This window comes from Pseudomonas sp. GL_139_B (assembly GCF_057834475.1).
The window spans coordinates 623,281-646,501 of record NZ_CM174403.1 but is presented as its reverse complement, the minus strand read 5'-3'; the positions used below and the strand labels follow the sequence as shown (position 1 = coordinate 646,501).

The 23,221-nt window shown below is 58.3% G+C and carries 21 protein-coding genes; 10 read left to right on the top strand and 11 right to left on the bottom strand.

Annotated elements, in window-relative coordinates:
• The first annotated feature begins 95 nt into the window (after window positions 1-95).
• A complete protein-coding gene (locus tag AC3ISI_RS02870) occupies window positions 96-983 on the top strand; it encodes a DMT family transporter (RefSeq protein WP_489335391.1) in 888 nt (295 codons plus the stop codon).
• A gap of 111 nt (window positions 984-1,094) precedes the next feature.
• On the opposite strand, the gene AC3ISI_RS02865 is transcribed toward AC3ISI_RS02870, so the two are convergent.
• Window positions 1,095-1,985: an alpha/beta fold hydrolase gene (locus AC3ISI_RS02865; protein ID WP_489335390.1), complete on the bottom strand. Its 891-nt coding sequence runs from the start codon at window positions 1,983-1,985 to the stop codon at window positions 1,095-1,097.
• 191 nt (window positions 1,986-2,176) lie between these two features.
• A complete protein-coding gene (locus AC3ISI_RS02860) occupies window positions 2,177-4,252 on the bottom strand; it encodes an AsmA family protein (protein WP_489335389.1) in 2,076 nt (691 codons plus the stop codon).
• 387 nt (window positions 4,253-4,639) lie between these two features.
• Between AC3ISI_RS02860 and AC3ISI_RS02855 the strand changes: the two genes are divergently transcribed.
• The 7 genes from AC3ISI_RS02855 (at window position 4,640) to AC3ISI_RS02825 (ending at window position 9,805) form a co-directional block, all read left to right on the top strand.
• Window positions 4,640-5,026, top strand: a complete 387-nt coding sequence (locus AC3ISI_RS02855; RefSeq protein ID WP_489335388.1) for a hypothetical protein — start codon at window positions 4,640-4,642, stop codon at window positions 5,024-5,026.
• Between the two features lie 157 nt (window positions 5,027-5,183).
• The gene (locus AC3ISI_RS02850) at window positions 5,184-5,816 is read left to right on the top strand and encodes a TetR family transcriptional regulator (RefSeq protein WP_027921952.1); all 633 of its coding nucleotides are present in this window, start codon (window positions 5,184-5,186) and stop codon (window positions 5,814-5,816) included.
• Window positions 5,817-6,099: 283 nt separating this feature from the next.
• The gene (ureE, locus tag AC3ISI_RS02845; protein WP_489335387.1) at window positions 6,100-6,600 is read left to right on the top strand and encodes an urease accessory protein UreE; all 501 of its coding nucleotides are present in this window, start codon (window positions 6,100-6,102) and stop codon (window positions 6,598-6,600) included.
• Window positions 6,597-7,271 carry an urease accessory protein UreF gene (locus tag AC3ISI_RS02840; RefSeq protein ID WP_489335386.1) on the top strand — a complete coding sequence of 225 codons (675 nt, stop codon included), beginning with the start codon at window positions 6,597-6,599 and terminating at the stop codon, window positions 7,269-7,271. The genes ureE and AC3ISI_RS02840 overlap by 4 nt, the downstream gene beginning before the upstream one ends.
• Window positions 7,272-7,294: 23 nt before the next feature.
• Window positions 7,295-7,909: an urease accessory protein UreG gene (gene ureG, locus AC3ISI_RS02835; RefSeq protein WP_489335385.1), complete on the top strand. Its 615-nt coding sequence runs from the start codon at window positions 7,295-7,297 to the stop codon at window positions 7,907-7,909.
• A 29-nt stretch (window positions 7,910-7,938) separates the two neighbouring features.
• On the top strand, window positions 7,939-8,511 hold the full coding sequence (locus AC3ISI_RS02830) for a HupE/UreJ family protein (RefSeq protein WP_489335384.1): 573 nt from the start codon (window positions 7,939-7,941) through the stop codon (window positions 8,509-8,511).
• Window positions 8,512-8,677: 166 nt separating this feature from the next.
• Window positions 8,678-9,805: an AGE family epimerase/isomerase gene (locus AC3ISI_RS02825; RefSeq protein WP_489335383.1), complete on the top strand. Its 1,128-nt coding sequence runs from the start codon at window positions 8,678-8,680 to the stop codon at window positions 9,803-9,805.
• Between the two features lie 123 nt (window positions 9,806-9,928).
• On the opposite strand, the gene AC3ISI_RS02820 is transcribed toward AC3ISI_RS02825, so the two are convergent.
• The 9 genes from AC3ISI_RS02820 to amaB all read right to left on the bottom strand — a co-directional run bounded on the left by AC3ISI_RS02820 (window position 9,929) and on the right by amaB (window position 20,714).
• The gene (locus AC3ISI_RS02820; protein ID WP_489335382.1) at window positions 9,929-10,696 is read right to left on the bottom strand and encodes an SDR family oxidoreductase; all 768 of its coding nucleotides are present in this window, start codon (window positions 10,694-10,696) and stop codon (window positions 9,929-9,931) included.
• Between the two features lie 939 nt (window positions 10,697-11,635).
• A complete protein-coding gene (locus AC3ISI_RS02815; RefSeq protein WP_140669685.1) occupies window positions 11,636-11,941 on the bottom strand; it encodes an HdeA/HdeB family chaperone in 306 nt (101 codons plus the stop codon).
• Window positions 11,942-12,305: 364 nt separating this feature from the next.
• Window positions 12,306-13,025, bottom strand: coding sequence for an ABC transporter ATP-binding protein (locus AC3ISI_RS02810; RefSeq protein WP_489335381.1), 720 nt, complete (start codon window positions 13,023-13,025; stop codon window positions 12,306-12,308).
• On the bottom strand, window positions 13,022-13,894 hold the full coding sequence (locus AC3ISI_RS02805; RefSeq protein ID WP_489335380.1) for an ABC transporter ATP-binding protein: 873 nt from the start codon (window positions 13,892-13,894) through the stop codon (window positions 13,022-13,024). The genes AC3ISI_RS02810 and AC3ISI_RS02805 overlap by 4 nt, the downstream gene beginning before the upstream one ends.
• Complete coding sequence (gene livM / locus AC3ISI_RS02800) at window positions 13,891-15,174, bottom strand: high-affinity branched-chain amino acid ABC transporter permease LivM (protein WP_489335379.1); 1,284 nt, start codon at window positions 15,172-15,174, stop codon at window positions 13,891-13,893. Before livM ends, AC3ISI_RS02805 begins: the two co-directional genes overlap by 4 nt.
• 3 nt (window positions 15,175-15,177) lie before the next feature.
• Entirely contained in the window at window positions 15,178-16,092 is a 915-nt protein-coding gene (locus AC3ISI_RS02795) for an ABC transporter permease subunit (RefSeq protein ID WP_489335378.1), read from the bottom strand.
• Window positions 16,093-16,331: 239 nt separating this feature from the next.
• Window positions 16,332-17,465: a branched-chain amino acid ABC transporter substrate-binding protein gene (locus AC3ISI_RS02790; RefSeq protein ID WP_489335377.1), complete on the bottom strand. Its 1,134-nt coding sequence runs from the start codon at window positions 17,463-17,465 to the stop codon at window positions 16,332-16,334.
• A gap of 364 nt (window positions 17,466-17,829) precedes the next feature.
• On the bottom strand, window positions 17,830-19,113 hold the full coding sequence (amaA, locus tag AC3ISI_RS02785; RefSeq protein WP_489335376.1) for an L-pipecolate oxidase: 1,284 nt from the start codon (window positions 19,111-19,113) through the stop codon (window positions 17,830-17,832).
• 110 nt (window positions 19,114-19,223) lie between these two features.
• On the bottom strand, window positions 19,224-20,714 hold the full coding sequence (gene amaB / locus AC3ISI_RS02780; protein WP_489335375.1) for an L-piperidine-6-carboxylate dehydrogenase: 1,491 nt from the start codon (window positions 20,712-20,714) through the stop codon (window positions 19,224-19,226).
• Window positions 20,715-20,889: 175 nt separating this feature from the next.
• On the opposite strand from amaB, the gene AC3ISI_RS02775 reads away from it, so the two are divergent.
• Both AC3ISI_RS02775 and pncB read left to right on the top strand, forming a co-directional pair.
• Window positions 20,890-21,801, top strand: coding sequence for a LysR family transcriptional regulator (locus AC3ISI_RS02775; RefSeq protein ID WP_489335374.1), 912 nt, complete (start codon window positions 20,890-20,892; stop codon window positions 21,799-21,801).
• 190 nt (window positions 21,802-21,991) lie between these two features.
• Window positions 21,992-23,218, top strand: a complete 1,227-nt coding sequence (gene pncB, locus AC3ISI_RS02770; protein ID WP_489335373.1) for a nicotinate phosphoribosyltransferase — start codon at window positions 21,992-21,994, stop codon at window positions 23,216-23,218.
• Window positions 23,219-23,221: the final 3 nt, after the last annotated feature.

Genomic DNA, 23,221 nt, shown 5'->3' with positions numbered 1-23,221 from the left:
GTCCGTAATCCGCGGCAGGTTGTCTGGATCGAAGTATAGGCCTGCATCCAGACAAGGGGATAATTGCCCCTCATTAACGTTCTGGTTTTTTTCCGATGCAATACGCCTATCCCCTGCTGGCCATTTTCATTTGGGCTGGCAACACCGTGATCACCAAAATGTCAGCCGGGGCGATCTTCCCCGCCGAGATCGGTTTCTACCGCTGGCTGCTCGCCGGGATGCTGTTCACGCCGTTCATGCTCAAACCGGTCATCGCGCATTGGCCGCTGATTCGCCCGAACCTGGGCAAGATTTTCGTCCTTGGCGTGCTGGGCATGGCGGTCTACCAGAGCCTCGCCTACTTCGCTGCGGCACTGACCTCGGCCACCAACATGGGGATTATCCTGTCGTTGATGCCATTGATGTCACTGGCCATGGCGATGGTCAGCCTCGGCCAACGCTTGACTGCAGGCGCATTGGCTGGCGCGGTGCTGTCGTTTTCCGGCGTATTGGTGGTGGTGTCGTCCGGCAGCCTCGGCGCGTTACTTGAACATGGCGTGAACCTGGGCGACGCGATGATGCTGGTCGCCACCCTGGCGTATGCGATTTACAGCACGCTGCTGAAAAAATGGCAGCTGCGGTTGCCGCCGCTGGTGTTGTTGTATTTGCAGGTGTTGGTGGCGGTGGTGGTGCTGTTTCCGCTGTTTGTCGCCTCGCCGAAGGTCGGCCCGACGTTGCAAAACATTCCACTGGTGCTTTACGCCTGTCTGCTGGCTTCAATGCTGGCGCCACTGGCGTGGATGCAGGCAGTGGTGCGTTTGGGACCGAGCCGGACCACGCTGTTTTTCAATTTGCTGCCGTTGATTACCGCGCTGATTGCGGCGGTGGTGCTGCATGAGCAACTGGCGATGTATCACCTGGTGGGCGGGGTGTTGACGTTGGGTGGGGTGGTGCTTTCGGGGCGCTGGACGACGGTGATCGGCCGTAAGGTCCGTGTTGCCTGAACTGACGCCTTCGCGGGCAAGTCGGATCGCCGCACCGCCGCTCCTACAGATGAATGCGCTCAACTGTGGGAGCGTGGCTTGCCCGCGATGAACGATGACGCGGTATGAAGGTTACACCCCTGCCGCTTTAAGCCGGGCGGCATGTTCGACAAACAACCGAATCGGTTCCGCGCCCTTACCCACCAATCCCAGCGACTGATTGACGATGTCGAAGTGATCCAGCGGATAATTGTCGCCAATCACCGTCCCAAGGTGCGAGCTGTACCGCCCGACCATCCCGTCGCAATGCCCGACTTCGTTCACAAAGGTTTTGGCAAACAATCGGCAACTGCGATTCGTCCCGTCAAACAGGTTGCGCCCGCTATCCGTCTTGCCCGGCTGCAAGGTCCCGGACCACGAGTAATAGCGCACGCCATTTACCTCCTCCGGTCCGTGCCCGCCCCAGGTTTCAGGCAGGCCCTGTGGATAACGCTGATTAAACAGAGCCACGCCTTCGGTGGTGAGTGAATGATGGGATGCGTGGATATCCACCGGCAGCTTTGGCCCGCGATAACCGGTTTCGAGCAGGCTCATCAACGCGGCGACGATCCATACCAGAAAACTCAACAAACGGCCCTTGGCACTGTCATGTGGGTAGTGTTTGTGCAGGTAATCAGCCAGCTCCGAGCCGTGATTCGGCCCGGCCACCGAGGTCACCGATGCCACGAGGTCCGGGCGTTTGGCGGCCGCATAGCGGGCAGTGAGTGCCCCCTGGCTGTGGCCGAACAGGTTGACCTTTCCGGCCCCGGTCTCGCGCAGGATTTCCTCGATCTGCGCCAACAGTTGTTCGCCGCGCACTTCACTGGAATTGAGCGGCGAGACCTGCACCGTAAACACGGTCGCGCCACCTTGGCGCAACGCCGAGACGATGCCGTACCAGTAGGGATAGAGCACAAGACGGATAAACCCGAGCATCCCCGGGACCAACACCAACGGGTAGCGCGTGGCTGAACCTTGCAACATGGGCGAACGTCCTTGTGGTCGGTGAGATGAAGCAAGGCGCGATGCAAGACGTCAGCCAAGCATCGTCACCGAAGATGACAACTCGACGACCAGTCTATGACATCCGCCCCACTTGTAGCGCCCGTGACGCCGCCTTCGCGAGCGGGCTCCGGGCGGCGTGCCGACGATGGTGTATTCATAGACGCCGCAATTTATTTGGTTGGCTTGACAGTCACCGGCGCCTTCCCTGCCTTCATCTGCTCCAGCAACGGCGCACACTGATTCGGCTCACCGCCACTGGGCGCCACCAATGCCAGCAGCCCCGCCGCCGGCGCCGCAATCACGCCCAACGCCACCATCCCCGCCCCGCGCAGCATCAGCGGCACGGCTTTCACACCGGCATCCGGCTTGATGAACTTGCCCCGAACATAAAGTGGCGAGCGCAACGAAATCAAGCGCCAGCCCTTCGACTCCGGCGTAATGGTCAGGTCCAGTTGTTCGGTCGCCATGTTCGCGGTGCCATCGATGTAGACGATTGCGTTCTCGGTATCGAAGACGAACAGGCGCGTGGTCGCCAGGCCGCTCTTGATGTCGAAGTCGGCCGCCGCACAATTGATCTTCACTTCCTTGTCGCCAAAAATTTTGCCGACCACATAGTTACCGACATTGAGCCCGGCCAGTTCCATCAACTCGCGGCTGATCGCACCGTCGTTGATGAGCATTTTCAGCGTGCCGTTGGCGCTGCCCAACAGCTTGGCCACGGAGTTGCCGCGCCCCGACATATCGGCATCGCCATTGAGCTCGCCGAAGCTGGTTTTCATCGGTTCGAAGGTCGGGAACAGTTGCTTGAGCTTGAATTTGCGCGCGGTGAGTTTGGCCTGGCCTTCCAGTGGTTCGGTACGGCCATTCAAGCGAATCTGCGCCTCCAGATTACCGCCCGCCACGCCAAAGCGCAGGGGTTCCAGGCTAAGCACGCCGTCGGTAAGTATCAGGTGCGTAAATAGGTCGTTGATCGGCAGTTTTTCGCTGTGGACAATGCGCTTGCCAGTGAATTCGACGTCGGCGTCCATGTCACGCCAGCGTTCAGTCTTGAACTCTTCGACCGGCAATACTTTGTCCGCCGGCTGCTTGCTGTCGCCGCCACGCGCCTGTTGCTTGGCATTGGAGTCGGCGCCAATCAACGGCGCCAGGTCGGCGAACAACAGTTGGTCGCAAAGCAGTGAACCACTGAGTTTCGGTCTTGGCTGACGGCTGACGTAAGTCAGGCTGCCGTGAATGTCACTCTCGCCGATCTTGCCGTTGAACGCTTCATAGCGGAACACCGCGCCACTGGGCTCATGTAGCTTGGCAATCAGATGCCCGTCAGTTGCGTACGGCGACGTATCCGGCAGTATCACACCGGTCAGTGGATAGAGATTGCCCAGGCTGTTGCCGGCCAGTTTCAACCTCAAGTCCAGCGCGCCAAGGTTCAGGGGATCAGTCAGGGTCCCGGCCAGCTCTATGCGGGTGTCGGCGATATTGACCTGAGCCTGCAGCGGAAACGGCTTGGCCGCGTCCTGCAGCGCCAACAACCCGCCGATCTTGCCGGAGCCTTCGAGTTTCTGTGCGTGGTATTGGCCTTTGACCTTGAGGGCGAAGGCATAATCCTGCGGCGCGCCACCCTTTTCAAGCGCGGTTTTCGCCGCTTTGTCACCGACGATGTCGCTGAACGGAATCGGTTTGCCCAACGGGTCGATGAGTACATCGAGTTGAGTCTTCAGGTGCTGATCATCAAGGGTGACGTGGCCCTTGTCGAAGCCGATGGCGCCAATGTCGACTGCCCAGTTCGACGGCTCGGCGTTGGGGTCTTTCGGATCGAATTTGAACGTCCAGTTGGCGCGACCATCAGCCAGACGTTGAAGATTGGCGTTCGGTTCGGTCAGGTCGATGCGCGGGATCACCACCCGCTGAGCCAGCAAGGCCAGCGGCGAAATACGCAGCTCTACGCGTTTGAGGGTGACCATCTGCGGTTGCTTCAACCAGTCCGGGTTGCCCAGGCTCAAGTCTTCGGCCACCACATGCGGCCATGGTATCCAACCCCGCCAGCCGCCCTCGTCAGGCTCGCGCTGCCAGACCACCGCGAGGTTGCCATTGATGGCGAATGCTCGGTGCAGCTCTTCGGAAACTTTGGTGTTAATCGTGGGTTTGATCCGGTTCCAGTCGAAAAACACGATGATCAAAACCAGTATCGCCAGCAGAACAACGAGACTGGCAACTGACCAGGCAAAGATTTTCGGGGTGCGCGTCATTGCACAGGGCTCCTCAATACAACTGCGCGCCCTGACTGCGACGCACGTGCGAAACGTTAGGCCAGAACTGGCCTGCCATGAGAGCTAGGACTGGTAAAAGGCACGCAGGTTTAACCGAAACACCCATAACGTTCAAATAATCGGTCGCGGTCAGTCTGCTCACTCCAGACAGCGTTACCAACTCCGCACTTTTGTGCGGCGCAAGTGGGTCAAAACCACCCACTCCAAGGCAAAAAACCTCGCCGAAAACGCCTGTTCTAGAGCCTTTCAGCAGAACAATCAATTCTGTTGATTATTACCATTGCACTTATGAACTTTCATATCGATTTATCGAGAGTAGCATTGCCCTTGTACCCACTTTACCGCCTCCCCAAGGAGCAACCCATCATGAAACGCCAACTATTACTTAGCCTGACCCTCTCGATGCTAGCCAGCACTGCTTTCGCTCTGCCAGCCCCTGATCAGGCCACTCCGCAAGTCAAAGACAGCCACTCGGCGTTCAGCCAAACCGTCGCTGCAGATGGTTCCGACCGCACTCCACAAGGTCAGACGCTTGCCGAAGGCGGTTCTGATCGCACTCCACAAGGCCAGACTCTGGCTGAAGGCGGCTCCGACCGTACCCCACAAGGCCAAACCCTGGCTGAAGGCGGCTCCGACCGCACCCCACAAGGCCAAACCCTGGCTGAAGGCGGCTCCGACCGTACCCCCCAAGGTCAAACCCTTGCCGAAGGCGGTGGTGACCGTGTGATCGAACGCAACGGCACTACGAGCTAAGCCCCATGGCCGCCCTGAAAAAAAGCCCAATCACCGGATTGGGCTTTTGACTTATATAAAGCTCCATTTTCCCGCCTGATCCCCCGATAGTCGTTCGACGCCAGCGAAGTCGATTTGCTAGAGTGCGCCGCTGTCCTGTCCAGAAAACACCCTTGCGATGCTGCCCCGCGCCGAACAGAAACAACAAACCCGCAACGCCCTGATGGACGCTGCTCGCCATTTGATGGAATGCGGCCGAGGATTCGGCAGCCTGAGCCTGCGCGAAGTGGCGAAAACCGCCGGCATCGTGCCCACCGGTTTCTACCGGCATTTCGCCGATATGGATGAACTGGGCCTGGTGCTGGTGAGCGAAGTCGGTCAGACCTTCCGCGAAACCATTCGCCTGGTGCGCCACAACGAATTCGTCATGGGCGGCATTATCGATGCGTCGGTGCGGATCTTTCTCGACGTAGTATCGGCCAATCGTTCGCAATTTCTGTTTCTGGCCCGCGAACAGTACGGCGGATCGCTGCCCGTGCGATTGGCGATTGGGCGTTTACGTGAAGACATCAGCTCGGATCTGGCGGCTGACTTGTCGTTGATGCCCAAACTGCAACATCTGGACATTGCCGGATTGAGCGTGATGGCGGACCTGATTGTAAAAAGTGTGTTCGCGACACTGCCGGACATCATTGATCCACCAGCCGAAGCACTGCCCGAGCATCTGACGCCGCAAGCGAAGATCACGCAGCAACTGCGCTTCATCTTCATTGGCCTGAAACACTGGCAAGGCCTCGGCAGCACCGAATAGCCCCCTATCCCCTATCCCCTGTGGGAGCGAGCTTGCTCGCGATAGCGTCAGCGCAGTCAAGTCTGGGGTGACTGATACTCTGCCATCGCGAGCAAGCTCGCTCCCACAGGGAACTGCATCGCTGCAAATTGGTGCACCGCACCCTGCCCCCGCACCAATTTCAGTCAACTTCCTGCAACATCCAGAAACACCCACTACGCTCCGACAGGCATTTCCTACCTATCGCCCGATTGGCAAGCCCCTTGCTCTAGCCTGAGCATTGTCCATTGCTGGAAGCCTTCCGATGCTGGTGATTCATCGCAGAGTCGACCCTCAACCCGTCTGGGCCGCCGAATTGCACCTGACCTTCGAAGCCCGGAGCAAAAGCCGTTTGCGCTGTTTCAGTGCCGAAGATGAAGACGTCGGGTTGTTTTTGGAGCGCGGTCAGCCGCCTCTGTATGACGGCGAATGCCTGCAAGCCGAAGACGGGCGCATCGTGCGCGTCTGCGCCCGCCCCGAACAATTGCTGCATGTCACCTGCGCCAATGCCTTCGAGCTGACGCGTGCGGCGTATCACCTCGGCAACCGTCATGTCGCCCTGCAGATTGGTGATGGCTGGCTACGCTTGCTCGACGATTATGTCCTCAAAGCCATGCTCGAACAGCTTGAGGCCAAGGTCGAAAACATAGAAGCCCCGTTCCAGCCGGAACACGGCGCTTATGGTGGCGGCCATCACCATTCGCGGCATGGCGACGAAGACTTCAACTACCCGCCGAAACTGCATCAGTTCGGCGTCCGTCTATGAACCCTGCCTGGGCGCTGCTGCGTCTGGCCAGTCCGCAACTGCCGATTGGCGGCTACAGCTATTCCCAAGGTCTGGAAATGGCGGTGGATAACGGCCGCGTGAGCGATGCAAGCGGCGCGCGACGCTGGATCAGCGATCAGTTGCTGCTGAACCTTGCACGGTTCGAAGCGCCGCTGTTGCTCGCCCATTGCGTGGCGGCCTTTGACGAAAATTGGGCCGAATTGCTGCAATGCTGCGAAGAACACCGGGCCAGTCGGGAAACCCGCGAGCTGCATCAAGAGAGCCGGCAGATGGGCTATTCGTTGCAGCAACTGCTTAACGGTCTACCGGAACTCGATGCACCTGCCCGCGCCTTCCTCGACCGACGCCCGGAACCGCACCTGTCCCTCGGCTGGGCGCTGGCCGCCCGGGCCTGGGGTATCAGCCCACAGGACGCGTTGGCCGCCTGGCTATGGAGTTGGCTGGAAAACCAATTGGCGGTGCTGATGAAAACCCTGCCACTGGGCCAGCAGGCCGCTCAGCGCCTGACCAGCGAGCTACTGCCGTTGTTGCAACAAGCCCAGCAGGACGCCACCCGAATCAACCCCGATCACTATGGCAGCGTCGCTATTGGCCTGTCCTTGGCGTGCATGGCTCATGAGCGCCAGTACAGCCGCCTGTTCCGTTCCTAGGGCCTTTTAATTTGGAGAACCACATGAACACACAACCCCTGCGCGTCGGCATCGGCGGCCCGGTCGGTTCCGGTAAAACCGCTCTGACGCTGGCCCTGTGCCTGGCCCTGCGCGAGCGCTATAACCTGGCGGTGGTCACCAACGACATCTACACCCGCGAAGACGCCGACTTTCTGGTGCGCAACGAAGCCCTGGCGCCCGAGCGCATCATCGGCGTGGAAACCGGTGGCTGTCCACACACGGCGATCCGCGAAGACGCCTCGATCAACCTCGAAGCCGTGGATCAACTGAACCGCCGCTTTCAGGGGCTGGACCTGATTCTGGTGGAGTCCGGTGGCGATAATCTGTCAGCAACATTCAGCCCGGAATTATCCGACCTGACCATCTACGTGATCGACGTTTCGGCCGGCGACAAACTGCCGCGCAAGGGCGGGCCCGGTATCTGCAAATCCGATTTGCTGGTGATCAACAAAGTCGACCTCGCACCGCTGGTGGGGGCATCGCTGGAGATGATGGACAGCGACACCAAACGCATGCGCAACGGCAAACCGTTTGTCTTCAGCAACCAGAAAACCGGTCTCGGCCTGGAGGAAATCATCGCCTTCATCGAACGCCAGGGCCTGCTGACAGCGGCCTGAACACGACTTATCAACAAGGAAGCTTACCCATGACACTGAAACGCACTCTGGGGGCCGTGGCCCTGCTGCTGACCCCGGCTATCGCCTTCGCCCATCCGGGTCATGGCGACAACGGTTTGATCGCCGGCATCAGCCACCCGATGGGCGGCCTCGATCACTTGCTGGCGATGATTGCGGTCGGCCTGTGGGCGGCGCAGCAAAAAGGCCCGGCACGCTGGGCGCTGCCGTGTACCTTCGTCGGCACCCTGCTGATCGGCGGGCTGCTGGGCTTTGAAGGGCTGAACATTCCGGCGCTGGAAGGCGCAATTGCTGCGTCGGTGCTGGCGCTGGGTCTGGCGGTGGCGCTGGCGGTGCGTCCGCCGTTGAGCATGGCGGTGGCGGCGACGGCGTTGTTTGCGCTGCTCCATGGTGTGGCGCATGGTTTGGAGTTGCCGGAGATGTCGAGTCCTTGGGCGTATGCAGCCGGGTTTGTGGCGGCGACGGCGGCGTTGCATGGGTTGGGTTATGCGGTGGTGCGGGTGCTGCCTCAAGCGGCGGCTCCGCTGGTTCGGTTGGCGGGTGCAGCGTCGGCGGCAACTGGCGTGTGGTTATTGGCGGGCTGATTTTTTTCGCCTGTGATGGCCTCATCGCGAGCAAGCTCGGCTCCCACAGTGGAATGCGTACTCCTGTGGGAGCCGAGCTTGCTCGCGAAAGCGGCCTGACAGACACCACCCCTCTCAGGCCTGCTAACATGTCGCGCAATCAACCCTGCCGTGACGACGCCAGCCAATGCCGCCTGTTTCCCGCTCCGCCCCCCAGCCTGAATTGACCGCCCTGTTCGCCTCGGTGCTACAGCACTTCCAGGACGTGATCGTGCCGCTCTGGCAAGGACCCGGCTGGAATGCCGACATGGCGCTGCCGTATGAAGCATTGGATGCGGAACACCAACCGCTGGCCCCTCAACGCTACCGGGCCATGGCCTGTGCACGGCAGCTGTATGTGTTCTCCAGCCTGATTGGCCAGGTTCCGACTGCCGAAGAGCGTGCTGCTGCGCTATTCCGGTCCCTGCAGCAGCATTTCCACGATGCTGAACATGGCGGCTGGTTCTACAGCATCGACCCGCACGGCGCACCGCTCGATCAACGCAAAGACCTCTATACCCACGCGTTCATCCTGTTTGCCTGCGCCCATTACTGGGACAAGGTGCGCGAGCCGTTGGTGGAATCGGCGCTCAATGCAGCGTTGGAAGTGATCGCTCAGCGTTTCGCGACAGGCGACGGCCTGTACGAAGCCAGCCTCGACCATGACTGGTCCTCGCTGAATTCCGGGCCGCTGCAAAATCCGCTGATGCACTTGGCCGAAGCCTTCCTCGCTACCCTGTCGGTGCGTGAAGATACCGCCGTGCAGCGAGAGCTCGTCGAATTATGCACAGCCATGCAGAAGTGCTTCATCGACCCGCAACAGAACGTGTTGATGGAAAAGCCGCTCGGGGCTGTGGATAACTGGTTTGAACCAGGGCATCAGTTCGAGTGGTATTTCCTGCTGGAGTCCTCGTCGTTGCTACGCGGTTCCATACTGCATGCTTCGCTGGAACGCGCATTTACACTGACCGAGCAGATGGGTGTTGATCCTCAGACAGGGGCAGTTGTGGCGATGCTTGACCTGAATGGCTCAGCAAAGGATGCCACCCAGCGCATCTGGGCTCAGGCCGAATACCTGCGCGCCCTGACCTTGCGACCGAACAGCAAAGCCTCTGTGCAGCGCCAGTTGCAGGCATTGCAGCAACGTTTTTTGCATGCGGGCGGTTGGTATGAGTGTCGCGATGAACAAGGCGAGGTCAGCCGCAAGGACATGCCGTCGACGACGCCTTATCACTTGGCAACCTGCTATCGCGGGCTGGTCGACTATCTGCGCTGACTGACAGATTGCTATCGCGGGTAAGTCGAATCGTCGCACCGCCGCTCCCACAGGGATCACACTGTACCTGTGGGAGCCGGCGGTGCGACGATTCGACTTGCCCGCGATGGCCGTTACGCGGTCTTAAGCCTTGGCATTACGCTCAATAGAAAAACCAGCCCAAGTCTGACTCACCGGCATCAACTCCAGGCTGTTGATGTTGATGTGCGCCGGCGCGTTAAGCACCCAGAAAATGGTCTCGGCGATGTCTTGCGGCTGAATCGGCTCGGCTCCCGCGTACGTCGCGTTGTAACGCTCCTGGTCACCGGCGAAACGCACCAGTGAGAACTCGCTCTCACACAGGCCCGGCTCGATGTTGCTGACACGTACGCCTGTGCCTTGCAGGTCGCAACGCAAGTTCAGCGAAAACTGTTTAACGAATGCCTTGGTCGCGCCATACACGTGGCTGCCCGGGTAAGGATAGTTGCCGGCGATAGAGCCGAGGTTAACGATGCCGGCACCACGGCCATGAGCAATCAGGCGCGGCAGCAGCAGACGGGTGCTGTACATCAAGCCTTTGATGTTGGTATCGACCATCGTGTCCCAATCATCGAGATCGCACTTGGGCGCGGGGTCCACACCGAGTGCCAGGCCGGCATTGTTAATCAGCCCGCGCAGCTTGGCGAAGGACGGCGGCAGGTTGGCAATCGCTTCTTCCATGGCTTTGCGATCACGCACGTCGAGCACCAGGCCATGCACCTCGGTCTGCTTCGACAACTCGGCGCACAGAGCAGTAAGGCGCTCTTCACGACGGCCTGTCAGCACCAGTTTCCAGCCAGCCTCGGCAAAACGGCGGGCACAGGCTTCACCAAAACCGGAGGTTGCGCCGGTAATAAACAGGGTGTTGGACATCGTGTTCTCCTTGCTTCGGCTGACAGACAGCCCTTGGAATAGAAAGTCAGCTGGCAGCATGCCCGGCCTTGCTCACAGCGGCAACCATCGCAAGCACTGTGCAAAAAACAACCAACCCTGCCAACACCATACGCCCCGTGGCTTGCAGCCATGTACGCGCACGTTATCCACAGGCCGGTCCACAGTTTCCGGGGGCAAGTGGAAATGCTGGAGGCCGCTGTGTACAAGGCTTTGCGCGGTGTTTAGAAAGTTTTTCGCTTGACCCTCGCGTGCGTGCGGTGTAGCCCAATGCATTTTGCACGATTGGCCCGGTAAACCAGCGATGGCGCCAAGCCAGTAACGACGGCCCTTAGCCGAGTCTTTCCAGAGTTTAACCACAGACTTATCCACAGGCCGTCACTGCCCATTTCGCCCTGCTGTTATCGCCAATAAAAAGGTTGACAACGCCGTCCTCCGGCCTCGTAAAAACGGCTGATCAAAAAACATCCACCCCGACGCAAGCACCGTATTTAAAGGCGTCCAGCCAGCTACTCCCACGTTATTCACAGCCAGTTCCACAGCAAACGGGGACAAGTCAAAACAGTGACGAAACAACTATTTACAGCGGCTTTATGTCGCGCTTTGAGAGCTTGTGAATATTGTTTTCCACAATTTCAAGAATGCACACGGCGCCCCCTGAGCGAGTCTGTTTGACCCCACAGGGAATGGTGATGAATTGGGAATCAATCAGGAGGCGATTTATATCCGTCATCCTGATTACATCCGGGATGACGAAGGCTGTGTGGGGGGATATTCGCTGGCCAGCAATCTGTTCTTGAGAACCAGGCCAGCGAAAAACTCAACCAGCTCTGTCCGTCAAACTAACGGACTCACAAAACGGTAATAACGCTCGCCGGCATTAAAACACCGACAAGCGCCTCAGGTTTATGACGACATCACTCAGAACAGTTTCTTAATTTCCTCTGTAAAACTGGAAGCTTTTTTCTCTGGGTTCTTTTTACACCGCTTTACATATTCTGGAAGAATTTCTGTTTTAAGTTTTTCTTTAGTGAAAGATCCCCCATTTGAATTGATATTTTCGTCGACTGAATACCAAAGTGCGATTGTGGCTTGGGATAGCGGAGGCGTTACAAGGAACTCCTTGCACGTCATATCATCGGGATTAGCCGACGCGGCATAAACACCGCTGACGGATGCGAGCATCACGCTAGCAAGGGCCATTTTGCAAAAAAACTTATGAGTCATTTTAAGCGTCTCCACAGACTTGGATAACACCTCTCTATATAAGAGGCCATATCATGCATTGATTTGCGCAAAAAACAGAACTTAAGTGTAGCGTCATTACAAGCACACGCCGGGTGAGTATAGACGCTTTCCCGCAGCGTCAAGTCTATTTTTAGTACACATCTATGGCACCTACAACAAACAATAGCGGCTGCAATTAATATTGAACTTTCTATAGTGAATTAGAGCCAACTTATGATTTAACTCTCTGATATCAGATTTGCGCGGACCAGCGCTTGAACACTTGAAATTCAACCAATACTTCTCTTTCCACATAAAAAAGCCCCGGCGATTGCGCGCCGGGGCTTGTGCATAATACGCAGACTCAATGACCGCCGAGATATGCGTTGCGTACTTCCTCGTTCACCAGCAGCTCCTTACCGGTGCCTGTGAGGCGAATCTCTCCGTTGACCATCACGTAGGCCCGGTCCGACAACCTGAGGGCGTGGTTAGCGTTCTGCTCCACCAGGAAGATAGTCATGCCGGTCTTGGCCAGCTCCCGCAGGGTCGCGAAGATCTGTTTCACCACAATTGGCGCCAACCCCAGGCTCGGCTCGTCAAGCAACAGCAGTTTCGGCCGGCTCATCAGAGCCCGCGCGATGGCGAGCATTTGCTGTTCGCCGCCGGACATGGTCATCGCCCGCTGGTTGCGCCGTTCTTCAAGTCGCGGGAACAGCTCGAACATGCGTTGCATGTCTTCCTTGGCGTACTTGTCACCGATAGGGATGGTGCCCATCAGCAGGTTTTCCTCGACGGTCATGTCGGGGAACACCCGCCGGCCTTCCGGCGATTGCGCGATACCGTTGGACGCGATGTAGTGGGACGACTTATGGGTGATATCCACGCCCTGATAGATGATCTGCCCGTCCGCCGCACGCGGTTGGCCGAAAATCGACATCAGCAGGGTCGACTTGCCGGCACCGTTGGAGCCGATCAGGCTGACTGTTTCACCTTCATTGATGTGCAGCGAGACTTTCTTCAGGGCCTGGATCGGCCCGTAAAACACGTCCAGTTCCTTGAGTTCGAGGATGGCTCCGTTAGTCATACGAGCTCCTCTTCGTCGGCGCCCAGGTAGGCCGCAATCACTTTTGGATCGTGACGGATTTCTTCCGGTCCGCCTTCAGCGATCACGATGCCGTGGTCCAGCACCACGATGTGGTCGGAAATACTCATTACCATGCCCATGTCGTGTTCGATCAGCACCACGGTCAGATCGTGCTCGTCACGCAGCAGCCGGATCATCGCGCTCAGCGCTTCGGTTTCCTGAGGGTTGAGTCCGGCGGCCGGTTCGTCGAGGCAGATAATCTGCGGACGGGTGCACATTGCCCGGGCAATTTCCAGGCGACGTTGTTGGCCGTAGGACAGTTCACCAGCCAGGCGGTTGGCACAATCCACCAGGTCCACTACTTCCAGCCAATAGAAGGCATGGTCCAGCGCATCGCTTTCAGCCTTACGGTAGCCCTTGGTATTGAGGATGCCGGCCAGCATGCTGCGGTTGACCCACATATGCTGGGCCACCAGCAGGTTTTCCAGCACCGACATTTCCTTGAACAGGCGAATGTTCTGGAAGGTCCGTGCCAGGCCGGCACGGTTCACCAGGTGGGTGCCGCCGAATGCCTTGTAGAACAGCCGACTGGCGAAGGATTTCGGCGAAACGAAATCGGTTGGTTTGAACGATTCGCCCAGCAATTTGATGACGTTGGTCTGTTGCCCACGGATGTTGAGTTCGATCTTGCCGCCCGAGGCCTTATAGAACCCCGTCAGGCAGTTGAACACCGTGGTTTTGCCGGCGCCGTTGGGGCCGATCAGGGCGAAAATCGAGTTGCGATGCACTTTCAGGCTGACATCGCTCAGCGCCTTGATGCCGCCAAAGTGCATCATCAGCTTCTCGACCGAGAGTACGACTTCGCTCATGGCGCTACTCCTTTACGCGGGGTCACACCGGTACGGCTGATCCGAATCAGGCCGCGCGGTCGCCAGATCATCATCAAGACCATCAGGATGCCGAACAGCAGCACGCGGTATTCCGCGAAGCCACGCAGCAGCTCTGGGGCGACGGTCAGCACGAAGGCTGCAATTACCACGCCGATGGTCGAGCCCATGCCGCCGAGTACCACGATGGCGAGGATCAGGGCCGATTCAAAGAAGGTAAACGAGGTCGGGTTGACGAAGCCTTGATAGGTGGCGAAGAACACGCCAGCCAAACCGGCCGTCGACGCGCCGATAGTGAAGGCCGAGAGTTTCACCAGCACGTGGTTCAGGCCCATCGAGCGGCAGGCGATTTCGTCTTCACGCAAGGCTTCCCAGGCGCGGCCAACCGGCATACGGGTCAAGCGATGCTTGATGTACAACACCGCCAGCACAACCATGAACAACACCGCGTAAATGAAGTAGTACTTCACGTCGGGGTTGTAGGCAATGCCGAAGAACTCGTGGAACGGTATGCCACCATCTTTCGCCCGCTTGCCGAACTCCAGACCGAAGAACGTTGGCAGTGGTGCTGGCATGCCGTTCGGGCCACCGGTCAGCGACAGCCAGTTGTTGAGGATCAAGCGGATGATTTCACCAAAGCCCAGGGTCACGATCGCCAGATAGTCACCGTGCAGACGCAACACCGGGAAGCCGAGGATGCAACCGGCAAGTCCGGCAGTGATCGCCGCCAGCGGCAGCACCGTCCAGAAGCCCAGGCCGAGGTACTGGTAACCGAGTGCCAGACCGTAAGCGCCGATGGCATAGAACGCCACGTAACCCAAGTCGAGCAGACCGGCCAGGCCGACCACAATGTTCAACCCCAAACCCAGCAGCACGTAGATCAACCCGAGGATGACCACACCCAACAGGTAGGAGTTGGAGAAAAACGGAAAGACCACGGCAATGACGATCATCAGCGGGATGATCCAGCGCAACCGGGTTTTGTAATCGGGCGGCAGTACATGAACCCCGGAGCCGGTGGTTTCAAACCCTTCGAGAATTTTCAGACCCTTGGGTGTTTGCAAGAACAGGCTCAGGGCAAAACGGCCCGCCATGACGATGGCGACAATCCACGCCACTCGCGTTGGTTGCAGGTTGAAGCCATAGCCGTCGAGGACGATGCCGACAATCGGACCAAATACGATGAGCGCTACAAGGCCGGCAAGAATCGCGTCAACCAGGCTTCGTTTGAGATCAATGGTTTTTTTAGTGGTTGAAGACATCGCTTACACCTTCGACACAAGAGGACGGCCGAGCAGGCCTTGAGGCCGAAAGACCAGAACGAGAACCAGCAACGAGAAGCTGAAAACGTCTTTGTAGTCGGAGTTGACCAGACCGGAAAACAGCGACTCGGAAATCCCGAGAATGATCCCGCCAAGCATCGCCCCCGGCAGCGAGCCGATCCCGCCGAGTACCGCTGCGGTGAACGCTTTGATGCCAATGACGAAACCTGCGTAGAAGTCGAACGTGCCGTAGTTCATGGTGATCAGCACACCGGCCAGAGCCGCCATCGCAGCACCGATGATGAATACGTAGGAAATCACGCGGTCAGTGTTGATCCCAAGGATCGAGGCCATCTTGCGGTCTTGCTGGGTCGCGCGGCACATGCGGCCGAGCTTGGTGTACTTGATGACGTAGGTCAGCAGGCCCATCCCGACAAACGCTGCGATCAGAATGAAGATCTTGGTATAGGTGAGCTGGACGAAGCCAGTGCCTACTTCAACGCGCCATGCACCAGTCAGCAGCGTCGGAACACCCTGTTGCTTCGCGCCTTGGGCGATCTGTGCATAGTTTTGCAGAATCAGTGAAATACCGATGGCGCTGATCAGCGGTGCCAGTCGGGTGGAGTTACGCAATGGTTTGTAAGCGACACGCTCGATGACCCAGCCATATACCGCCGTGACGATGATGGTGAAGACCAGTGTGCCAAGCATCAACAGAGGGAAGGATTCAATACCGAAGTATGCCAGCAGAGCCAGACTGATCGCCGCCAGGTAAGCAGAAATCATGTAAACCTCGCCATGGGCGAAGTTGATCATGCCGATGATGCCATAGACCATTGTGTAGCCGATGGCGATCAGGCCATAGACCGACCCGAGGGTCAGGCCATTGACCAGTTGCTGCAGGAAAATACCATCCATAACGCAATCTCACGCAATGAGAACCTGCACACCTGTGGGTGTGCGGTTCTTCTAAGGAAAATACAGATGTACGTCGGAGCGATGTGAGACACGATCAGGCAGACCACTACCGCCCCCTGTAGGAGCTGGCTTGCCAGCGAAAGCGGTGTATCAGCCAACATTGATGTCGGCTGATCTGGCGCATTCGCGGGTAAGCCCGCTCCTACAAGGGATCAGTGGCCAGCCAATCGAGTCAGCCCTTACTTCTGTTTTTCCAGCTGGTGGTATTTGCCGTCCTTGTCCCACTGGTAAACCACGTAGTCGGAGATTTTCAGGTCGCCCTTGGCATCCCAGGTCTTCTCGCCCATCACGGTTTTGACCGGGTGCGCTTTCAGCCATTTGGCAGCGTCTTCGCCCTTGTTGGACTTGGCGCCATTGAAAGCTGCAGCCAGGGCCTGGACCGAAGCGTAGGCGTACAGGGTGTAGCCTTCAGGCTCGGTGCCAGCCTTGCGGAATGCGTCTACCACGGTCTTGCTGTCTGGCAGCAGGCGTGGGTCGGCGCCGAATGTCATCAGTACGCCGTCGACGTATTGAGGGCCGCCAGCGGTGGTCACCAGTTCGTCGGTCACGATGCCGTCATCGGACATGAATTTCACGTCTTTCAGGCCTTCGGTACGCAGTTGTTTAACCAGTGGACCAGCTTCCGGGTGCAGACCGCCGAAGTAGACCACGTCGGCACCGGCCGCACGGATTTTGGTAACCACAGCGCTGAAGTCTTTCTCGCCACGAGTCAGGCCTTCATACAGAACAGGCGTTACGCCGCGCTTGATCAGTTGAGCCTTGGTTGCATCAGCCAGGCCTTGGCCGTAAGTGTCTTTGTCGTGCAGCACGGCAACTTTTTTGCCCTTGAGCACGTCGACGATGTAATCGCCGGCCACGATGCCTTGCTGGTCGTCACGCCCACACATACGGAACATGGCGCTCAGGCCGCGCTCGGTAACGGCCGGGTTGGTGGAGCCCGGGGTGATTGCGATGATGCCCGCTTCGTCGTAGATCTCGGAGGCCGGGATGGTCGACGAAGAGCAGAAGTGACCGACCACACCAGCGACTTTCTGGTTGGTCAGGTCCTTGGCGACCGTCACAGCCTGTTTCGGTTCGCAGGCGTCATCGCCCTTGACCAGTACGATTTTTTCCCCGTTTACGCCGCCCGACGCGTTGACCGCGTCGGCTGCAGCCTGTGCACCCTTCATGTACTGCTCGCCAAATGCCGCGTTGGCGCCTGTCATCGGGCCCGCCACACCGATTTTCACATCAGCCTGTGCAAACGCAGAAACACCCAACGCAGCTGCCACTGCGAGGGCCAGAAAGCCTTTCTTGTAAAACGTCTGGGACATGAGGTGGTGCTCCAAGGTTTTTTTTTAGTTGGCACTGCGATTTCTCTGAATGCTCAGAGCAAGGGCCGTGCCATCGGTTTTTTATTCTGAAAAAAGTCGCTGCCTTATTGTTTTTACGACTGTTTTGTTCCCATTTTCATTGGGCGTGCAACCGTCTAAACCGCGGAAGGTAAAACCATTTATTTTTAAAGGCGCAACCCGCATGCGCCATCATTGCAACCGCGGCGTCAAACGACGTGCAACCAGCCTGTAACACCGTTCGTCACCGAAGTGCACACTGCTGGTGCGGGACTGCTACGACCCGCACCATGACAGGCTAGACGCTGCGCCGAAAAACGCCGCTTCCAGCAATAAATTTCAACAATCAGATAACGATCCGCAGGCACTGGCCTGCGTGATACAGCGAGAATCCAGCCTCATAAAGACAACTGCGCAACCCTACCCCCGCCAGTGGCTGCATGGGAGCAAAAGGTATCGGCAGAGCTTGAGGATTTCCGTTACACAAATAATCGGCAAAGGCTTTGCCAACTACCGTGCCCGTCGTCACGCCACGACCGTTGTAACCGGTAACGGCCACTAAACCGGGCGCTGGCTCGAACAGACGCATCAAATGATCCGGGGTGAACGCAATGCATCCGGTCCAGGTGCACTCCCACTCCACCGGTTTGAGGTAGGGGAAATAGTGCTGCTGAACGCGGTCGGCCCATGCTTTGAGGAACCAGGCCGGCTTCTGATTGCCATTACCGAGGCTGCCAAGCAACAGTCGCCCGTCCTTGTCGCGACGAATACTGCTGAGCACCTGGCGGGTGTCCCAGGAACCCTGGCCACCGGGCAGAATCTGTTGCGCGGCGTCTTCGGTCAGCGGGACCGACGCCACTTGGTAGTAGTAACCGGGAAAGAAGTTGCGCCGCAGTTCAGTCCAGTCGCCTTCGGTGTAAGCATTGGAGGCGATCACGACTTTCTCGGCCATGACCGAGCCCTGAGCGGTCTGCACCGACCAACGTTGGCCCTGACGTTCGAGTCGGGTGACCGGGGAATGATCAAACAGTTGGCCGCCCAGGCCAATGGCCGCTTTGGCCAGCCCGGTGGTATAGGCCATCGGATTGAGGGTGCCGGCACGTCGATCCAGCAACGCCGCGGCGATTTTTTTAGTGCCCGTCGCCTGCTCACAGGCTTGGCCGGTCAGTAGCTCGACCGGCGCTCCGCGACGCTTCCATTGCTCTTCACGACTGCGCAAATCCGCTTCGCCACGGCCGTTATGTGCCATGTGCAGCGTGCCTTCACGGCGTAATTGGCAATCGATGTTGTACTTGTCCACAAGGCTGAACACCAGGGACGGTGCCGCGCCGAGCATGCGATTGAGCTGGCTGCCCACTGCTTCGCCGAATCCGGCTTCGATGTCGTCCGGCGCAATCCACATGCCGGCGTTTACCAATCCGACATTGCGCCCCGAGCCACCATGGCCGGCGCGATGAGCTTCCAGCACACACACCGATTTACCTTGTTCCAGCAGATGCACCGCCGCCGACAGACCGGTGAACCCGGCGCCGATGACGCAGACATCGACTGTCACTTCACCCTTGAGCGCCGCGTTGTCGGGCCTTTGCGGCGTCAGTTTTTCCCACAGACACTCTTCGCGTAACGGCATTGCCAGACTCCAACAGAAACCTAACAAACAACAAGAGCTTCGCTGGCAAGCCAGCTCCTACAGAAGTTTGCAATGCCCTGTAGGAGCTGGCTTCCCAGCGAAGGGGACCATCAGTCGAACGTGATGCCCTGAGCCAACGGCAGCTCCAGCGAGTAGTTCACGGTATTGGTCTGGCGACGCATGTACCCGCGCCATGCATCGGAGCCCGATTCACGCCCCCCACCGGTTTCTTTTTCGCCACCAAACGCACCACCGATTTCTGCGCCGCTCGGGCCGATGTTGACGTTGGCAATGCCACAGTCGCTGCCGACCGCCGACATGAATTGCTCGGCTTCACGCACATCGGTGGTGAAGATGCAGGACGACAGGCCTTGTGGTACGGCGTTGTTCAGGCGCAGGGCTTCGTCGAAATCCTTGTAACCGATCACGTACAGAATCGGTGCGAAGGTTTCGTGGCACACCACGTCGCTCTGCTCCGGCATTTCAACAATGGCCGGCGCGACGTAGTAAGCATTAGGGAATTTGTCTTCCAGTTGGCGCTTGCCGCCGAACACTCGGCCGCCTTCGCTCAAGGCCTGCTCCAGCGCGTCCTGCATGTTTTCGAAGCTGTGTTTGTCGATCAGCGGACCAATCAGGTTGCCTTCCAGCGGATGGCCTATGCGCACTTTGGAATAGGCGGCTTTCAGGCGGGTGACGATCTCGTCCTTAACCGATTCGTGCGCGATCAGACGACGCAGCGTGGTGCAACGCTGACCGGCGGTGCCGACGGCGCTGAACAGGATGGCGCGAACGGCCATGTCCAGATCGGCGCTTGGGCCGAGGATCATCGCGTTGTTGCCACCCAGTTCCAGAATGCTGCGAGCGAAACGTGCAGCGATTTTCGGCGCCACTTCGCGGCCCATGCGGGTGCTGCCGGTGGCGCTGATCAGCGCGACACGCGGGTCATCGACCAGTGCTTCGCCGGCGTCACGGCCGCCGATGATCACTTGGCTCAGGTGTGGCGGAGCATCGCTGAAGTTTTTCAGCACACGGTCGAACAGCGCCTGGCAGGCGAGCGCGGTCAGCGGGGTTTTCTCGGACGGTTTCCAGATCACCGGGTTGCCGCAGACTAGCGCCAGCGTGGTGTTCCAGGCCCAGACCGCGACCGGGAAGTTGAACGCACTGATCACGCCAACGACGCCCAGCGGGTGCCAGGTTTCGCGCATGTGGTGCCCTGGACGCTCGGACGCAATGGTCAAACCGTACAACTGACGGGACAGACCGACCGCGAAATCGCAGATGTCGATCATTTCCTGAACTTCACCCAAGCCTTCCTGAGTGATCTTGCCCGCTTCCCAGGACACCAACTCGCCGAGATCAGCCTTGTATTCACGCAGGATGTCGCCCAATTGGCGCACCAGTTCGCCACGGCGCGGCGCCGGGACCTTGCGCCACAATTCGAACGCATGATCGGCACGACTGATGTGCTGCTCGACTTCAGCAGCGCCTTCCCAGTTCACGGCAGCAATCTGGCTGCCATCGATCGGCGAATGCACCGGCACTTTGCCGTTCTGGTACAGGGCCGGGTTTACACCAAGACGATCAAGCAATGCGGCAACCATGGGTCACTCCTCAAGCGAAAAACACAAAGGGTGCAGCCGGAATCATCACGGCTGATCAGACCTGTAGTTTTAGCTCCCCGGAGGTTACCCAACAAACGACGATTAAGAGAGATATCATTCCGTTTATTCATGCTGCGAATTGCTGGTAAGAAAGAAACAAGAAAAAGGACTGCCCATGTTGAATAAACGTTACCTGCCGTCGATCACCGCACTGCAGTGTTTCGAGGCCGTGACCCGGCATTTGAGCTTCACCCGGGCCGCCGAAGAGCTGAACCTGACCCAGAGCGCGGTCAGTAAACAGGTCGCGCAACTTGAAGAATTGTTGCAGCACTTGTTGTTCCGCCGAGTGCGCCGACGCCTGCAAATGACTCCGGCCGGTGATTTGTACCTGGTGGAAGTCAGAAAAATCCTCACCCAGGTCGAGATGTCGACGCATTACCTGCGTTCCTACGGCGGTGAAACCGAAGTCTTGCGCGTCTCGACCCCGCCAACGTTCGGTGCGCGTTGGCTGGTGCCGCGCCTGAAAGGCTGGCGTTTGCGCCATCCATCGATCCATCTGGACCTGTGCAGCGAGCAGGAAGCCGACGATTTATTGCAAGGTCGCAGCGATCTGGCGTTCTACTTCGGCCAGAGCTCACGACCCGGCACCGAATGCCTGAAGCTGTTTGGTGAAGAGCTGGTGCCGGTCTGCGCACCGGGTAGCCTGCCGGACACGCCATTCACCGATCCAACGCAACTCACCGACCTGGTCCTGCTGCAAAACGCCTCCCGCCCTCAGGCCTGGCACGATTGGTTCGACAGTCAGGGCTACCACACCGAACACAGCTACCACGGCCCGCGTTTTGAAACCTTCTACATGTGCATCCGCGCCGCCCAGGTCGGCTGCGGCGTGGCACTGTTGCCGAAGTTTCTGGTGGAAGAGGAATTGGCTGACGGCAAATTGGTCATACCGTGGAAACACGCAATGCCCAGCACGGATGCCTACTATTTGGCGTATCCCGAGCACTCGGCGGAAGTGCCCAAAGTGCGAGATTTTGTGAAGTGGATGCTGGAGCAGATTGATAGCCCGGATGGATCGCAAATCTAAAATCTCACCCAATCCCTGTGGGAGCGAGCCTGCTCGCGAAGAGGCCGCCACACTCAACATCAATGTTGACTGGAATTACGCCTTGGCGGGCAAGCCCGCTCCTACAGGGATCTGCGTTGTCCAAAAAATCGCTGGCAATTTTTACCTGTGATATGCGCCACTATCCCCATTCAATGCGGAGAACCCCGTTATGAGCGAGAGCGTGTTTGGCGATCGCATCGTGCAGAACCTGCTCGACACCGACTTCTACAAACTGACGATGATGCAGGCGGTGCTGCACAACTACCCGAACGTCGAGGTCGAATGGGAGTTTCGTTGCCGCAACGGTGAAGATTTGCGCCCGTATCTGGCCGAGATCCGTTTCCAGATCGAGCGTCTGGCAGAGTTGAGCCTGAGCGCCGATCAACTGAGTTTTCTGGAGCGCATCAGTTTTCTGAAGCCGGACTTCCTGCGGTTTCTCGGGCTGTTTCGCTTCAACCTGCGCTACATCCACACTGCCATCGAAAACGGCGAGCTGTTTATCCGCCTGCGTGGGCCGTGGCTGCATGTGATTCTGTTTGAAGTGCCGCTGCTGGCGATTGTCAGTGAAGTGCGCAACCGCTATCGCTACCGGGAAATCGTTCTGGAACAGGCGCGCGAACAGCTTTACCGCAAGTTCGACTGGCTGACCGACAACGCCAGCAGCGACGAATTGTCCGAGTTGCAAGTAGCCGATTTCGGCACGCGCCGTCGCTTTTCATATCGCGTGCAGGAAGAAGTGGTGAACGTGCTCAAGCACGACTTCCCCGGACGCTTCGTCGGCACCAGCAACGTGCACCTGTCCCGAGAATTGGACATGAAACCACTGGGCACGATGGCCCACGAATGGATCATGGCCCACCAGCAACTCGGTCCACGGCTGATCGATAGTCAGATTGCCGCGCTCGACTGCTGGGTGCGCGAATACCGCGGCCTGCTGGGGATTGCCCTGACCGACTGCATCACCACAGATGCCTTCCTCGGCGATTTCGATCTGTTTTTTGCCAAGCTTTTCGACGGTCTTCGCCACGATTCGGGTGACCCGGTGCTGTGGGGCGAGAAAGCCATCGCCCACTATCACAAGCTCGGAATCGACCCTATGAACAAAACGCTGGTGTTCTCCAACAGCCTGACGCTGCCCAAGTCGCTGGAAGTATTCCGGGCGTTGCGGGGCCGGATCAATGTCAGCTTTGGCATCGGTACCAACCTGACGTGTGATATTGCGGGTGTCGAACCGATGAGCATCGTGTTTAAAATGACCGCCTGCAACGGCCAGCCCGTCGCAAAGATTTCTGATGAGCCTGGCAAGACTCACTGCAAAGACCCGAACTTTGTCGCCTATTTGCGACACGTTTTCAAAGTACCTGCCGCCCTTTCAAGCACATCTAGCAAGGAGTGAGTT